This window comes from Stenotrophomonas sp. FBCC-B152 (assembly GCF_059134105.1).
In genome coordinates, this window is record NZ_CP101442.1 from 550,856 (window position 1) to 564,689 (window position 13,834).

Annotated in this window: 19 protein-coding genes; 6 read left to right on the forward strand and 13 right to left on the reverse strand. The window is 67.7% G+C overall.

The annotated features are described in order from the left end of the window. Positions 1–3: 3 nt before the first annotated feature. From lptB to NMB40_RS02715, 5 genes are all read right to left on the reverse strand, one after another. Complete coding sequence (lptB, locus tag NMB40_RS02695; RefSeq protein WP_494360051.1) at positions 4–723, reverse strand: LPS export ABC transporter ATP-binding protein; 720 nt, start codon at positions 721–723, stop codon at positions 4–6. Beyond that, a complete protein-coding gene (gene lptA / locus NMB40_RS02700; RefSeq protein ID WP_494360052.1) occupies positions 723–1,289 on the reverse strand; it encodes a lipopolysaccharide transport periplasmic protein LptA in 567 nt (188 codons plus the stop codon). Before lptA ends, lptB begins: the two co-directional genes overlap by 1 nt. Before the next feature lie 65 nt (positions 1,290–1,354). Beyond that, the gene (gene lptC / locus NMB40_RS02705; protein ID WP_494360053.1) at positions 1,355–1,915 is read right to left on the reverse strand and encodes an LPS export ABC transporter periplasmic protein LptC; all 561 of its coding nucleotides are present in this window, start codon (positions 1,913–1,915) and stop codon (positions 1,355–1,357) included. After that, positions 1,912–2,460 carry a KdsC family phosphatase gene (locus NMB40_RS02710; protein WP_214900630.1) on the reverse strand — a complete coding sequence of 183 codons (549 nt, stop codon included), beginning with the start codon at positions 2,458–2,460 and terminating at the stop codon, positions 1,912–1,914. Before NMB40_RS02710 ends, lptC begins: the two co-directional genes overlap by 4 nt. 41 nt (positions 2,461–2,501) lie before the next feature. Beyond that, complete coding sequence (locus NMB40_RS02715) at positions 2,502–3,503, reverse strand: KpsF/GutQ family sugar-phosphate isomerase (protein WP_494360054.1); 1,002 nt, start codon at positions 3,501–3,503, stop codon at positions 2,502–2,504. A 53-nt stretch (positions 3,504–3,556) separates the two neighbouring features. Between NMB40_RS02715 and NMB40_RS02720 the strand changes: the two genes are divergently transcribed. The 3 genes from NMB40_RS02720 to NMB40_RS02730 all read left to right on the forward strand — a co-directional run bounded on the left by NMB40_RS02720 (position 3,557) and on the right by NMB40_RS02730 (position 5,435). Then, complete coding sequence (locus tag NMB40_RS02720) at positions 3,557–3,787, forward strand: BolA family protein (protein ID WP_481441684.1); 231 nt, start codon at positions 3,557–3,559, stop codon at positions 3,785–3,787. A 68-nt stretch (positions 3,788–3,855) separates the two neighbouring features. After that, positions 3,856–5,127: a UDP-N-acetylglucosamine 1-carboxyvinyltransferase gene (gene murA, locus NMB40_RS02725; RefSeq protein WP_494360055.1), complete on the forward strand. Its 1,272-nt coding sequence runs from the start codon at positions 3,856–3,858 to the stop codon at positions 5,125–5,127. Beyond that, positions 5,124–5,435, forward strand: coding sequence for a hypothetical protein (locus tag NMB40_RS02730; RefSeq protein WP_068849825.1), 312 nt, complete (start codon positions 5,124–5,126; stop codon positions 5,433–5,435). Before murA ends, NMB40_RS02730 begins: the two co-directional genes overlap by 4 nt. A 37-nt stretch (positions 5,436–5,472) precedes the next feature. On the opposite strand, the gene NMB40_RS02735 is transcribed toward NMB40_RS02730, so the two are convergent. The 8 genes from NMB40_RS02735 to purM all read right to left on the reverse strand — a co-directional run bounded on the left by NMB40_RS02735 (position 5,473) and on the right by purM (position 10,687). Further along, a complete protein-coding gene (locus tag NMB40_RS02735; RefSeq protein WP_282246222.1) occupies positions 5,473–6,156 on the reverse strand; it encodes a DUF3108 domain-containing protein in 684 nt (227 codons plus the stop codon). A 2-nt stretch (positions 6,157–6,158) separates the two neighbouring features. Continuing rightward, on the reverse strand, positions 6,159–6,938 hold the full coding sequence (locus NMB40_RS02740) for a DUF3108 domain-containing protein (RefSeq protein ID WP_494360056.1): 780 nt from the start codon (positions 6,936–6,938) through the stop codon (positions 6,159–6,161). Between the two features lie 67 nt (positions 6,939–7,005). Next, positions 7,006–7,665, reverse strand: coding sequence for a phosphoribosylglycinamide formyltransferase (gene purN, locus NMB40_RS02745; protein WP_494360057.1), 660 nt, complete (start codon positions 7,663–7,665; stop codon positions 7,006–7,008). Then, positions 7,662–8,273, reverse strand: a complete 612-nt coding sequence (locus NMB40_RS02750; RefSeq protein WP_282246265.1) for a DUF2238 domain-containing protein — start codon at positions 8,271–8,273, stop codon at positions 7,662–7,664. Before NMB40_RS02750 ends, purN begins: the two co-directional genes overlap by 4 nt. Before the next feature lie 47 nt (positions 8,274–8,320). Continuing rightward, positions 8,321–8,758: a hypothetical protein gene (locus NMB40_RS02755; RefSeq protein ID WP_282246227.1), complete on the reverse strand. Its 438-nt coding sequence runs from the start codon at positions 8,756–8,758 to the stop codon at positions 8,321–8,323. A gap of 9 nt (positions 8,759–8,767) precedes the next feature. Then, a complete protein-coding gene (locus NMB40_RS02760) occupies positions 8,768–9,229 on the reverse strand; it encodes a hypothetical protein (protein WP_494360058.1) in 462 nt (153 codons plus the stop codon). Beyond that, positions 9,229–9,639, reverse strand: a complete 411-nt coding sequence (locus NMB40_RS02765; RefSeq protein WP_494360059.1) for a hypothetical protein — start codon at positions 9,637–9,639, stop codon at positions 9,229–9,231. The genes NMB40_RS02760 and NMB40_RS02765 overlap by 1 nt, the downstream gene beginning before the upstream one ends. Before the next feature lie 22 nt (positions 9,640–9,661). Beyond that, positions 9,662–10,687, reverse strand: a complete 1,026-nt coding sequence (gene purM / locus NMB40_RS02770; protein WP_494361027.1) for a phosphoribosylformylglycinamidine cyclo-ligase — start codon at positions 10,685–10,687, stop codon at positions 9,662–9,664. Positions 10,688–10,825: 138 nt separating this feature from the next. Between purM and NMB40_RS02775 the strand changes: the two genes are divergently transcribed. The 3 genes from NMB40_RS02775 to hda are packed head-to-tail and all read left to right on the forward strand — an operon-like array spanning position 10,826 to position 13,823. Further along, positions 10,826–11,950, forward strand: coding sequence for a DUF2066 domain-containing protein (locus tag NMB40_RS02775; RefSeq protein ID WP_282246231.1), 1,125 nt, complete (start codon positions 10,826–10,828; stop codon positions 11,948–11,950). Further along, on the forward strand, positions 11,947–13,116 hold the full coding sequence (locus tag NMB40_RS02780; protein WP_494360060.1) for an AI-2E family transporter: 1,170 nt from the start codon (positions 11,947–11,949) through the stop codon (positions 13,114–13,116). The genes NMB40_RS02775 and NMB40_RS02780 overlap by 4 nt, the downstream gene beginning before the upstream one ends. After that, a complete protein-coding gene (gene hda / locus NMB40_RS02785) occupies positions 13,113–13,823 on the forward strand; it encodes a DnaA regulatory inactivator Hda (RefSeq protein ID WP_282246235.1) in 711 nt (236 codons plus the stop codon). The genes NMB40_RS02780 and hda overlap by 4 nt, the downstream gene beginning before the upstream one ends. The last annotated feature ends 11 nt before the right edge of the window (positions 13,824–13,834 follow it).

Sequence of the window (13,834 nt, forward strand, 5' to 3'; positions counted from 1 at the left end):
CGGTCAGAGCTTGAAGGTCTCTCCAAGGTACACGCGGCGGACGTCTGCGTTTTCCAGGATCGCGTCTGGTGCCCCCTGCGCCAGCACGCTGCCTTCGTTGAGGATATACGCGCGGTCGCAGATTCCCAAGGTTTCGCGCACATTGTGGTCGGTGATTAGTACCCCGATGCCACGCTGCTTGAGGTGGGTGACGATGCGCTGGATCTCGCCGACCGAGATCGGGTCGACGCCGGCGAACGGCTCGTCGAGCAGGATCAGGCGCGGCTTGGCGGCCAGCGCACGGGCGATTTCGCAGCGGCGGCGCTCGCCGCCGGACAGGCTGGCGCCCAGCTGGTCGGCCACGTGGTTGATCTGCAGCTCGTCCAGCAGCGAATTCAGCTCCTTCTCGCGGCCGGACTTGTCCAGGTCCTCGCGCAGCTCCAGCACCAGGCGCAGGTTGTCGGCCACGGTCAGCTTGCGGAACACCGACGGTTCCTGCGGCAGGTAGCCCACGCCCTGCTTGGCGCGGGTGTACATGGGGTCGGCGGTGATGTCCTTGCCGTCCAGCACGATGCTGCCGGCGTCGGCCTCGACCAGGCCGACGATCATGTAGAAGCAGGTGGTCTTGCCGGCGCCGTTGGGGCCGAGCAGGCCGACCACTTCACCGGCATCCAGGGTCAAGCCGAATTCCTTGACCACTTCGCGCTGCTTGTAGCGCTTGCGCAGGCCTTTGGCGACGAGCATTACTTCTTGCTCCCAGCGGTGGGGACGGTGGCCTTGGCCGGGGCAGCCGCCGGCTTGGCGGCCGGGGCGGCACCCTTGTTCTTGGGCGGGATGACCGTGCGCACGCGGCCCTTGTCGCCGCCGCCGCCGCTGTTCATCTCACCGGTCCGGGTGTTGTAGATCATGTGCTGGCCGCTGTTGGTGCCCTGCGCGCTTTCGACCTTGTAGTTGCCGGTCAGGGTGATGATCTCGCCCTTGATGTCGTAGTCGATCTTGTCGGCGCGGGCATTCATCCAGGTGCCGTCATCCAGCTGCTGCTTCAGCGTGGCTTGCTTGCCGGTGAAAATCGCGCGCACCGCTTCGCCGTCCTTCATGTGGACGTCGGCCTGGGCGGCGCGGATCTCCAGGGTGCCCTGGGTGATGACCACGCTGTTGGACAGCTTGATGACGCCATCGCCGAGGAACGACCCGGACTGCGCACCGGACTCGATGGTCATTTCCTGGTCGCGGTCCGAGCTCTTCGCCTGCACGGCGACGGCGGGAGCCATCAGGCTGAGGGCGAAAACAGCGGCGTAGAGAATCTTCATGACGTGGGGCTTTCCTGCCGGATTCGGGGGAACGGTCAATGCCGTGGTGGGAGTATCGCTGCGGATCATTGACGGGGGGTGTAACGCGTCTTGACCTGGCTCAGGAACTGGTAGGTCTTGTCGCTGGAATTGAGTGCAAAACCCACGCCGGACTGGACCATGCCCGGTCGGGTCAGGGTCACCAGCCCGTCCGAGGTGGCCCGGTTTTCCTTGGGGAACACGTCCAGCTGCTCGGTGCGGAAAGTGGTGGGCGGGATGGTCGGCACGCGCGGGCTGTCGCCACTGACGTTGCCGGTCAGGCGCAGCTTGTCGCCGGTGGCGCTGACCCAGCCGGTGTCGCTGCGCAGTTCCCAGTGGTTGCCGTCGCGGTCGGGCAGCAGGAACAGCGGGGTCTGGATGGTCATGGTTTCATCGCTGCGGGTGCGCTCCAGCAGCGGCGCGCGCAACGTGGTCGACTCATGGCCCTGTTCGTCCAGCGCGATGATCTGGAAATCGTGCAGCACGTAATCCTTGCTGGCATCGTCGCCCACGGGCAGCGGCGCCTTGTCGCGGTCGCGCAGCAGCGACCAGCCGCTCAGCAACGCGCCGACGAGCAGCAGGGCACCCAGTCCGGTCCGCCAGCTCATGCGCCGAACCTCGCCAGCACCGCGTCCACGTGGCCCTGCGCGGCCAGCAGCACGTCGCACAGCTCGCGGGCGGCGCCCCGGCCGCCATCGGCGCGGGTCTGCCAGTGCACGCGCTCGGCGATCCAGGGGTGGGCGTTGGCGGGTGCCACCGCCAGCCCTACCGCGCACAGCGGGGCCAGGTCGGGCAGGTCATCGCCCATGAAGGCCACCTGGTCCAGCCCGATGCCGTGCTGGTCGCAGAGGGCGCGCACGCTGGCCAGCTTGTCGCCGACCGCGATCTGGGTATCGATGCCCAGGTCCGCGCCACGCTTCTGCGCCGACAGGCTGTTGCGCGCGGTGATCAGCACGGGGTGGATGCCGTGCTGCTGCAGCAGTTTCAGGCCAAGTCCGTCCTGCACGTAATACGCCTTGCTCTCGTTGCCATCACGGTCGTAGTAGAGCCGACCGTCGGTGAGTGTGCCGTCCACGTCGAAACAGGCCAACCGGATACGGCCGGCAACGGCATGCAGGTGGGACGGGAAACCGGGCAGCGGGGAATAGGGCATCAGGAGCGCAGGTCAGCTGAATGGAGGAGTGTCACTGTGGTTTAAACCACCCGGGCCCGCAACAGGTCATGAATGTTGAGGGCGCCAACCGCGCGGCCCTCGCCATCGACCACGATCAGGCCGTTGATCTGCTGGGTTTCCATGACCCTGGCCGCTTCCACGGCCAGCTGGTCGGCGCCGATGGTACGCGGGGTGCGGGTCATCACATCGACGATGCGCGCGCTGCGCACGTCCAGGTCGCTGTCCAGGGCGCGGCGCAGGTCGCCGTCGGTGAACAGGCCCACCAGGCGCTGGTCGGCATCGACCACGGCGGTCATGCCCAGCCGCTTGCGGCTCATTTCCACCAGCGCCTCGCTCAGGCTGGCGTTCTCGCCTACCTGGGGCAGCTCCTCGCCGCTGTGCATCACGTCGGTGATGTGCAGCAGCAGGCGCCGGCCCAGGCTGCCGGCCGGGTGCGAGCGGGCGAAGTCGTCGGCGGTGAAGCCGCGCGCGTCCAGCAGGGCCACCGCCAGCGCATCGCCCATCGCCAGCGAGGCGGTGGTGCTGGAGGTCGGGGCCAGGGCCAGCGGGCAGGCTTCCGCCGGCACGCTTACGTCCAGGTGCACGTCGGCGGCCAGCGCCAGCGAGGAGCCGGGGCGGCCGGTCATGGCGATCAGCCGGTTGCCCTGGCGCTTGAGCACCGGCAGCAGCATCAGCACTTCGTCCGATTCACCGGAATAGGACAGGGCCAGCACCACGTCGGCCTCGGTGATCATGCCCAGGTCGCCGTGGCCGGCTTCACCGGGGTGCACATAGAACGCAGGGGTGCCGGTGGAGGCCAGCGTGGCGGCGATCTTGCGGGCCACATGGCCGGACTTGCCCATGCCGGTGGCGACCACCCGGCCGCGGCTTTCCAGCACCAGCTGGCAGGCCTGGCTGAACCCCTCGCCCAAGCGTTCGGCTACTGCCGCAAGGGCATCGCGCTCGATCTCGAACACGCGGCGGCCGCTGGCAACCAGCGCGGCCGGGTCGGCGGATGAGGGGGGCAGGGGCGATACAGCCATGCGGGCGCCACGCGGAAGAGTAGAATGAGCGCACATTTTATTAGGAAAGCCCGTTGGACGCCGAGACCATCCGCAAATTGATCGAAGACGGCCTGCCGGGCGCCCGCGCGGACGTGCAGGGCGATGACGGCGTGCATTTCGAGGCCACCGTGGTTTCCGACGCCTTTGCCGGCAAAATGCCGCTGGCGCGCCACCGGATGGTCTATGCCACCCTGGGCGATCTGATGGGCGGGGCGATTCATGCCTTGGCGCTGAAGACCATCACGCCGGCTGAGGCTGGCTGAGTTCCCCGGGTCCCGCGCAGCCGACCAACGGTCGGCGCTACCTTTTTCTCCTCTAATCCGCAGAATCCATGGCCAAGATCGTAGTGACCGGCGGCAAGCCGCTGCACGGTGAAGTGAACATTTCCGGCGCCAAGAACGCCGTCCTCCCCATCCTGTGCGCGACCCTGCTGGCCGATGCACCGGTGGAAATCACCAACGTGCCGCACCTGCACGACGTGGTGACCACGGTGAAGCTGCTCAGCGAGCTGGGTGCCAAGGTCACCATCGACCAGGGCACGCTGTCGCGCGGCAGCGCGATCGTGGTCGACCCGCGCCCGGTCAACCAGCATGTGGCCCCATATGAGCTGGTGCGCACCATGCGCGCCTCGATCCTGGTGCTGGGCCCGCTGCTGGCCCGCTTCGGCGCGGCCGAAGTGTCGCTGCCCGGCGGCTGCGCGATCGGTTCGCGCCCGGTCGACCAGCACATCAAGGGCCTGCAGGCGCTGGGTGCGGAGATCGTGGTCGAGAACGGCTTCATCAAGGCCCACGCCAAGCGCCTGAAGGGCGCGCACTTCACCTTCGACATGGTGAGCGTGACCGGCACCGAGAACGTGCTGATGGCCGCCGTGCTGGCCGAAGGCACCACGGTGCTGGACAACGCGGCGATGGAACCGGAAGTCACCGACCTGGCGCACTGCCTGATCGCGCTGGGCGCGAAGATCGAAGGCCTGGGCACCGCCCGGCTGGTGATCGAAGGCGTCGAACGCCTGTCCGGCGGCCGCCATGAAGTGCTGCCCGACCGCATCGAAACCGGCACCTTTCTGGTGGCCGCGGCGATGACCGGCGGCAAGGTCACGGTCAACCGTGCCCGCCCGAACACGATGGATGCGGTGCTGGCCAAGCTGGTCGAAGCCGGTGCGAAGATCGACACCACCGACGACAGCATCACCCTGGACATGCAGGGCAAGCGCCCGTGCGCGGTCAACCTGACCACCGCGGTGTACCCGGCGTTCCCCACCGACATGCAGGCGCAGTTCATGGCGCTCAACTGCGTGGCCGACGGCGTGGGCGTGATCAATGAAACGATCTTCGAAAACCGTTTCATGCACGTCAACGAACTGCTGCGCCTGGGCGCGGACATCCAGGTCGAAGGCCACACCGCGATCGTGCGCGGTTCGGAACAGCTGAGCGGCGCGCCGGTGATGGCCACCGACCTGCGCGCGTCGGCCTCGCTGATCCTGGCCGGGCTGATGGCCGAAGGTGATACCACCATCGACCGCATCTACCACCTGGACCGCGGCTACGAAAACATCGAAGAAAAGCTGTCGTCGCTGGGCGCAACGATCCGGCGCGTCGCATGATCCTGCGCGGCCAGTTCACCCGCCGCCGCAAGGCGCTGCTGATCCTGGTGCTGGTGGTGCTGGGCTGGCTGGGCTACGCCTGGTATGCCGACATCGCCATCACCCAGGGGCTGGAACAGCAGGACATGGACTGGAACGGCGATGGCACGGTCAGCCGCACCGAGGTGCTGCAGGCGTTCTACGCCGTGGGCGTGACCACGACGGTGGAAGGCAACCGCCATTGCCGCTCGTTCTACTGGCGAAAGACCGGCGAGCAGATCCGCGTGGACTGCAAGACAGTGTTCCAGGCAGAAACGCCCGCGAAATGAAACAAGGCCCGCTGATGCGGGCCTTGTTCTTTAGCGATTATTTGAACGACTTGATGGTCAGGTCCAGCGCGTCCTTGCCGCCTTCGCGCTGCAGCAGCCGCGCCGGCACCGGGAAGTCCTTGACCACCCAGGCAATCAGTTCCTTGTTGCCGTCCACGCGCGCGACCTTGGTGGCGTCGTAGGCCTTGCCGCCCACGTTGACCTGTTCCTTGCCGACCACCTTGTAGGTCATCGGCTTGACCCGGCCTTCGTCGACCATGCGGTAGGTCAGCGGCTTGCCGGCGGCCAGGTCACGGGCGATGGCCAGGTTGATCAGCAGGGCATCCATGTCGCCGGCCTTGAGCGCCACCGGGCCGGCACGCTCGGGCTTGATGTCGCCGGTCCAGGTCGCCTGGTTCTTGGTCCAGTCGTAGTTGGCCTGCACGTTGCGCTTCTTAACCAGCAGCACCGAGCTGTCCTTGCTGCTGAGCGGGCGCAGGCGACCGTTGGCTTCTTCGAACACGGTGTTCTGGCTGAGCGTGGCCATCGGGCTGCGCACGTCCAGGCTGTACTTCCAGGTGTTGCCGTCGGCCTTGGCCAGGGTCATGGTGCCCGGGGCCTGCACACCCATGTAGTTGGCCTGGTACTGCGCGGTGAACGGCTCCATCGCCATCGCCGGCAGGCTGATGACGGCCAGGGCGCCGGCGGCGATCCAGGTCAGCGGGCGGGTCGGAATGCTCATGCTCAAACTCCTTGGTATTCGATCAGGCGCAGGTCGATCCGATCCTGACCGTCTTCGCGTTGCAGGATGCGCACCGGGGTGGGAACCCCGTTGGCGATCCAGAGGATGGTTTCATCGTTGCCGCCGTTGGTGCGATACACCCGCAGCGCGTTGTAGGAAAGCTCGCCCACCTGGACGTTTTCGGTATCCGGTGCGGCCTGGTAGTCATGCTGGCGCACCCGGCCCATATCCGCATAACGGTAATGCATCTGCCCGCCCGGGCGCGCATCGCGCATGATCGCCAGATTCAGCAGCAGCGCGCTCTGGTCGCCCGGCTGCAGCGGAACCGGCTGGGTGCGCTCCTTTTTCAGGTCGCCCACCCACTGTGCGGTACCGGCCTTCCAGTCGTAGGTACCGGTGACCTTCTTGCCCAGGAACAGGCCCTTGCGCACGGTCGCCTGGCTCAGCGGCACGTAAGTGGCGCCGTGTTTCTCGAACACGGTGCTCTGTTCAATGTTCAGGCCCAGCACGCTGGCGAAGCCGCGCCGGCCCACCACCTGCATGTCCACCCGCCACTGGTCGCCCCCGGTATGGGTGACGCGCATGGTCGCATCGCCGGCTTCCTTGCCCTTGTACAGGGCCTGGTAGGTGGCGGTGAACGGCTCCAGCGGCGGCGCTTCCCAGGAACTGGGCGGCGGCAGCACCGGCAGTTCCGGCGGGGTGGGTTCCTGCGCCTGCGCGATCGCAACCGTGCACAGCAGGGAGGCGAGCAGCACCAGCGGTTTGGACAGAGTGGTTTTCATGCGCGCGCGGAAGCGGGGGAAGGGGAAGGATGCCAGCGCCCGGGTCAGCGGCGCGTGTGCGCCGCAGTCAGGGGGTCAGCTGTCCGGCGCAATCTAGGCGCAGGGGACTGAACAGGGGGTGGCCGTCAACCTCCAGCTGACCGTTGCGTTCAGTTACGCGGCCGGCCACCAGCCACTGCAGGCTGGCGATCAGCAGCGGGTGCTCCACTGCCAGCACGCGCTGGGCCAGCTGTTCGGGGCTGTCGCCGGGCAGGACCGGCACCCGCGCCTGGGCCAGCACCGTGCCCGCATCCAGTTCGGGCACCACGAAGTGCACGCTGGCCCCGGCTTCGGCGTCGCCGGCCTCCAGCGCGCGGGCGTGGGTGTGCAGCCCCTTGTAAAGCGGCAGCAGCGACGGATGGATGTTCACCAGCCGGCCGGCGAAACGCTGCACGAAGGCTTCGCCCAGGATGCGCATGTAACCGGCGCAGACCACCCAGTCCGGGGCGAAGGCTGCAAGCGCATCGCCAAGCGCGGCATCGAACGCGGCGCGGTCGGCGAAGTCCTTGGGCGAGCGCGCCCAGCGCTGCCCGGGCGCGACCTTCTGCAGGGCCGAGGCGTCGGGCTTGTCCGACAGCACCGCCACCACCTCGGCGTCGAGCGTGCCGGCGGCGATCGCATCGACGATCGCCTGCAGGTTGCTGCCACGGCCGGAGGCCAGCACCGCGATGCGGCTGGGTGAAGTCATTTCAGTACGTTCCGCTTGAGCAGGGGCCAGGTGAGCAGCGCGCCTACCGTCGCCAGCAGCATGTCCGCATGGGCATCCCACATATCGCCCTGCTGGCCGTTGTACGACTCGGCCGCTTCGGGCGACAACAACAGGGCGATGCCCCATTCAAACCATTCGTAGACCAGGCTGGAACACATCACCGCCATCACCGCCAGCGCGAAGGCCTGGCCGATGCGCAGTGCCGGCCAGGCATGCCGCGCCAGCTGGGTCAGCGCCGGGGTGAAGCAGACGCCGTACAGCAGGTGGATCAGGCGGTCGAAGTGGTTGCGCTCCCAGCCAAAGGCCGCGTTCGGCGACCAGTGCACCGCCGCCTGCAGCCATGCGTCATACGGAACGTTGGAATACAGCCAGCGCGCAGCGATGCAGTGGATGGCGATGAAGCCGCAGATGGCCGCGAACGCGCCGCTGCCCAACGTCCAGCGCCGGTCCACCCACCACAAGGCAACCAGCCCGATCACGGTGAGGCTGCTGTGCAGCCCTTGTTCGAGCGGCCACAGGGGCTGGATCCAGGTCAGCACGAATACCGCGAGCACGCAGGCGAACGCGACCTTCTTGGCCGGCGCCATGCGCTGCGCACGGGCCACGCCGGACACGGGCAGGGCACTGCCGTCGCTCATGCCGCGACCGTACCGTCTGAAGCGCTGAAGCTGGCCACCACTTCCGGGCGCAACAGCACGATCAGGGCGTACACGCCCAGCGCGATGCCGAGCGCGCCGGCCAGGCAGGCCGCACCGGCGGCGATCTTGCACAGCTTGTGCGAACGGCGCTCGGCCATGCGCCGCGCGCCAAGGATGTTCAAGGTGCCCAGCCCGGCGAAGATCGCGCCGGCCCCGACCATGATCGCCGCCAGCAGGGCCGGTTGGGCGTTGGGATTGGCGCTGTTGCTTTCGCTGATGTAGCCACCGGCGGCACCCAGCACCAGGATCGGCACCAACAGCAGTTCCAGCACGCCCAGGATGTAGAACAGGATCTTCAGCGTATGCAGGTGCGAGGCGACCTGATGCGGTGTCCAGCCGCGCGGAAAGTCCAGCGGCGGGGGCGTGGAAGACATCGGTGAACCTCAGGAGTAGGGGGTGGGGGTGGGGGCGTCGAATGCGGCCTTGACCGCCGGTCGCAGCAGCACGATCAGGGTGAACACGCCCAGCACCGTGCCCAGCGGCATCAACATGCACGACAGCGCGGCCACCATCAGGCACAACCTATGCCGACGCTGGCGGGCCAGGCAGCGCCCGGCGTACGCCATGAACGCGGCCAATGTGAGCCCGCACACGATCATGATCGACCCGATCACGATGGCCAGCCAACCAAGCAGACGGGCTTCATCGGGGGATGCGGGCTGGCCGCCCACGTTCACCGGGACCGCCCCGTTCAGCGTGCCGATCCCCATCCCCACGTAAATCAGGGGGAATAGCGAGAACAGCGCGGTCAGACCGGCCACGACGTAATGGAAGATCGACAGCAGCCGTAGTTGCGAGGCGTCTTCAAGGGATAGGTCAAGGGCTGTCGGCTCAGGCGCTGTCATCAGACGTTCCGCTCGAAAGTAGCCTTGACCGGTGTACGGGTCAGCAGGATGACCGTCGGAATGGCCAGCACGAATGCCGGGCCACAGAAGATCGCCACGCAGGAGGCCACCATGCACAGCTTGAAGCTGCTACGCCGGACAAGACAAAAGCCCACGGTGGCCAGCACGGCGGCAAAAATCGCAGGCACGGCCGTCATGAACCAAAGGATGAGCATGGACCACGGCGCTTCCGGGCGCACCTCGATGGGCATGTCCATCATCATCCGGTTGACGATCCACCACGACGGAACGGTCCACAACAGCAGCAGTGCTGCGGCCGCGAAGTACAGTCGTGGCAACCAGCGCAGCATGCGTACGTCGCCCTGGCTGAGGCCAGGGCGAGAAGGTGGAAGGGGAATCGGTGCATCCATGCGCAACTCCTTCAGTGGAATGTCAGCCGATCCGCACGCGTTCGGTGCCGTCGGCCTGGGTGACCTTGCCGATGGTCCACTGCGCCAGGCCCTGGGCCTCGACGGCGGCGGCCACGCTGGCCACCTGGTCCGCGGCGACGATCAGCACGAAGCCGATGCCGCAGTTGAAGGTGCGCCACATTTCGCTGTCGGCCACCGCGCCTTCGCGCTGCAGCCACTGGAACACCGGCGGCAGGGTCCAGGACGACGCGTCGATGTCCAGGCCCAGGCCCTCGGGCACCACGCGGATGATGTTCTCGGTCAGGCCACCACCGGTGATGTGCGCCATGCCGTGGATGGCCGCGCCGTGGCTCTTGAGCAGGGCCAGGATCGGCTTCACGTACAGGCGGGTCGGCGCCATCAGCGCATCGACCAGCTTGACCCCGCCTTCCAGCTCCAGGTCGGCCGGGCGGCCGGCGCGGTCGTAGATGCGGCGGACCAGCGAATAGCCGTTGGAATGCGGGCCGGAGGAGGCGATGCCGATCAGCACGTCGCCTTCAGCGACGCTGGCGCCGTCCTTCAGTTCGCTCTTCTCCACGCCGGCCACGGTGAAGCCAGCCAGGTCGTACTCGCCCGGGGCATACATGTCGGGCATTTCAGCGGTTTCGCCGCCGATCAGCGCACAGCCGGCCTCGGTGCAGCCGTTGGCGATGCCGCCCACGACCGCCGCGGCGGTGTCGATGTCCAGCTTGCCGGTGGCGAAATAGTCCAGGAAGAACAGCGGCTCGGCGCCCTGCACCAGCACGTCGTTCACGCACATGGCGACCAGGTCGATGCCGATCGTGTCGTGGCGGCCCAGCTGTTGTGCCAGCTTCAGCTTCGTGCCAACGCCATCCGTACCCGACACCAGCACCGGCTCGCGGTACTTGCTGGACAGGTCGAACAGGGCCCCGAACCCGCCCAGGCCACCCATCACCTCGGGCCGGAAGCTGCGCTTCACCAGCGGTTTGATGCGCTCGACCAGTTCATTGCCCGCGTCGATGTCGACGCCGGCGTCGCGGTAGGTCAGGGGGGAGGGGTTGGACGGGGAATTGGTCACGGGCGTCGGCGCTGCGCTGGGGTGAAAGGGGGATTTTAACAGGCCACGTTGGCGCGCAGGCCCTATTCGGGCAACAATTCCCCCCGGATACGCTCAATGGAAGTCCTGATGCGCCGCAGCCTCTTTGTAATGATGTTCCTCGCGCTGTGCCTGCCGGTGGCCACGATGGCCCAGAGCGGCCTGCGTACCGAAGGCGACGTGGCCACGGCCAGCGGGGCCTACGAGGCCGAAGTGCCGGTCAACAGCCAGGGCGAGTCCGACCGCAACGGGGCCCTGGCCCGCGCGCTGGGCAACGTGCTGACCAAGCTGTCGGGCGACCGCAGCGTGCTGTCCCGCCCGGGCGTGATGCAGGCCCTGCGTGATGCGAAGAACTACGTGGCCAGCTATGACTACCGCCAGGACCAGAGCACCTCGGCCAGCGGCGCCCCCAGCTACCGCACCATGCTGGTGGCCCGGTTCCGCCAGGACGACGTGGACGGCCTGATTTCGGCGCTGGGCCTGCCGCTGTGGCCGCAGCCGCGGCCCAAGCCGGTGGTCTGGCTGGCCATTGATGACGGGACCGGCCCGCGGCTGGTCACCGTGCAGCAGGCCAATGCAGCCCGCCCGTTGCTGAACCGGGCCATTGAGCGCGGCTTCAAGCTCGGCCTGCCCACCGGCAGTGCCGCCGAGCAGGCCGTGGTCGGCTCGATCTGGCGCCAGGACACCGCCGCCGTGGCCCGCGCGTCCTCGCGCTATGCCCCGCCGATGCAGCTGGTCGGCAAGCTCTACCGTGATGCCACCGGCGGCTGGGTGGCCGACTGGGTGTTCGTGGATGGCGGCAAGGAGCTGAACAAGTGGACGGTCAAGGACAGCGATGCCCGCCGTGCGATGTCCAGCGGCGCCGACGGCGCGGCTGACGCGCTGGTCAAGCGCTACGCCAAGGCCGGTGCGGCCACCGGCGCGGCCGGCACCTACACCATCGCCGTGATCGGGATCGACAGCGCCGAGGACTACATGCGCCTGGCCGCCGGCCTGCGCGAGAACCCGGTGGTGCGCAACATCACCCCGCTGCGCGCCTCGGGCAACCGCCTGGAGCTGTCGCTGGAGATGACGGCCGGCCTGGCCGGGCTGAACCGCATGCTGGGCGACAACGGGGTGATCGTGCCGCTGGCCCCGCTGCCGGTGCCGATCGACGAGGATGCCGCGCCCGGCACCCCGCCGCCGCCTGCCAGCAACGAGTACCGCCTGCGATGATCCTCACCCCGGAAGCCGAAATCGCGCAGTTCCTGCGCCGCATCAAGTACATCCTGTTCGCGCTGGCGGTGGGCTGGGTGGTGTGGCTGCTGGCCCCGATCCTGACCCCGTTCGTGCTCGCCCTGGCGCTGGCCTGGCTGGGCGACCCGCTGGTGGACCGGATCGAGGCCAACGGCCGCTCGCGCAACACCGGCGTGGTGCTGGTGTTCGTGGCGATGGTGCTGGTGATCACCGCCGCGCTGCTAATCCTGGTGCCGATGATCGAACGCCAGATTTCCACCCTGATCGCGGCCATTCCGCAGGCCCAGCAGTGGCTGATGGAGAAGGCCATTCCGTGGTTCGAGCAGAAGACCGGCATGGAAATCATGCCGTGGCTGGAGCCGGACCGCCTGATCGACTGGGTGCGCAGCCATTGGGAACAGGCCGGTGGCTTCGCCAAGACCTTCTTCGGCTACGTGTCGCGCTCCGGCTTTGCGATGGTGACCTGGGTGGTCAACATCCTGCTGCTGCCGATCCTGGCGTTCTACTTCCTGCGCGACTGGGACAAGCTGGTCGAGCGCGTCGCCTCGACCATCCCGCGCAACCACGTGGGCACCATCACCAAGCTGGCGCGTGAATCCAACGAAGTACTGGGCGCGTTCATCCGCGGCCAGTTCCTGGTGATGGTCGCACTCGGGCTGATCTACGCCATCGGCCTGTCGCTGGTGGGCCTGAAGCTGGGCCTGCTGATCGGCCTGATCGCCGGCCTGATCAGCTTCATCCCGTACCTGGGCGCCACCACCGGCATCGTCATGGCGGTGCTGGCCGCGCTGGTGCAGGCGCAGGGCTTCGACCTGAAGCTGCTGATCCTGGTCGGCGTGGTGTTCACCGTGGGCCAGCTGCTGGAAAGCTACGTGCTCACCCCGCGCATCGTGGGCGACAAGATCGGCCTGCACCCGGTGGCGGTGATCTTCGCGGTGATGGCCGGTGGCCAGCTGTTCGGCTTCCTGGGCATGCTGCTGGCGCTGCCGGTGGCGGCGGTCAGCAATGTGCTGCTGCGCTATGCGCACCTGCGCTACCGCGAGAGCGAGCTGTATGCCGGCGAGAAGACCGCGATCGTGCTGGATTCGTACATCGACAAGCCGACCCTGATCGTCGATGCGCCGAAGGGCCCGGACCTGAAGTGAGCGTAGTGCCGCAGCTGCCGCTTGCCCTGCGCTACCCGCAGGACGAGCGGCTGGAAACCTTCATCGGCGCACCGGATGGTGCGCTGGCGCAGCTGCGCGCCATTGCCGTGGGCGAGGACCAGCACTGGGTGTACCTGGAAGGGGCGGCCGGCACCGGCAAGACCCACCAGGCGCTGGCGATGTGTTCGCTGGCCGAACAGGCCGGGCGGCAGCCGACCTACCTGCCGCTGAAGGCGGTGGTGGGGCGCACACGCGCGGCGCTGGAATCGCTGGAGGGCCGCGACCTGGTGGCGCTGGATGGGCTGGACGCGGTGGCCGGGAACCGCGACGACGAAGTGGCCTTGTTCGATTTCCATAACCGCGCGCGCAGTGCCGGCATCACCTTGATGTACACCGCGCAGCACGCGCCGGACCAGCTGGGCCTGGTGCTGCCCGACCTGCGCTCGCGCCTGCAGCAGTGCGTGCGCGTGGTGCTGCAGCCACTGGATGACGAAGGCCGCGCAGCGGTGCTGCGTGAGCGCGCGGCGCGGCGGGGGTTGTCGATTGATGAGGCCGCTATTGAGTGGCTGCTCACCCGCACCGGGCGGGAGCTGGGCAGCCTGGTGAGCCTGCTGGACTGGCTGGACCGGGAGTCGCTGGCCGCGCAGCGGCGCATTACCGTGCCGTTTCTGCGGCAGGTGGTGGAAGAGGGCTCTCACCGGTTGTAGAGCCAAGCAGG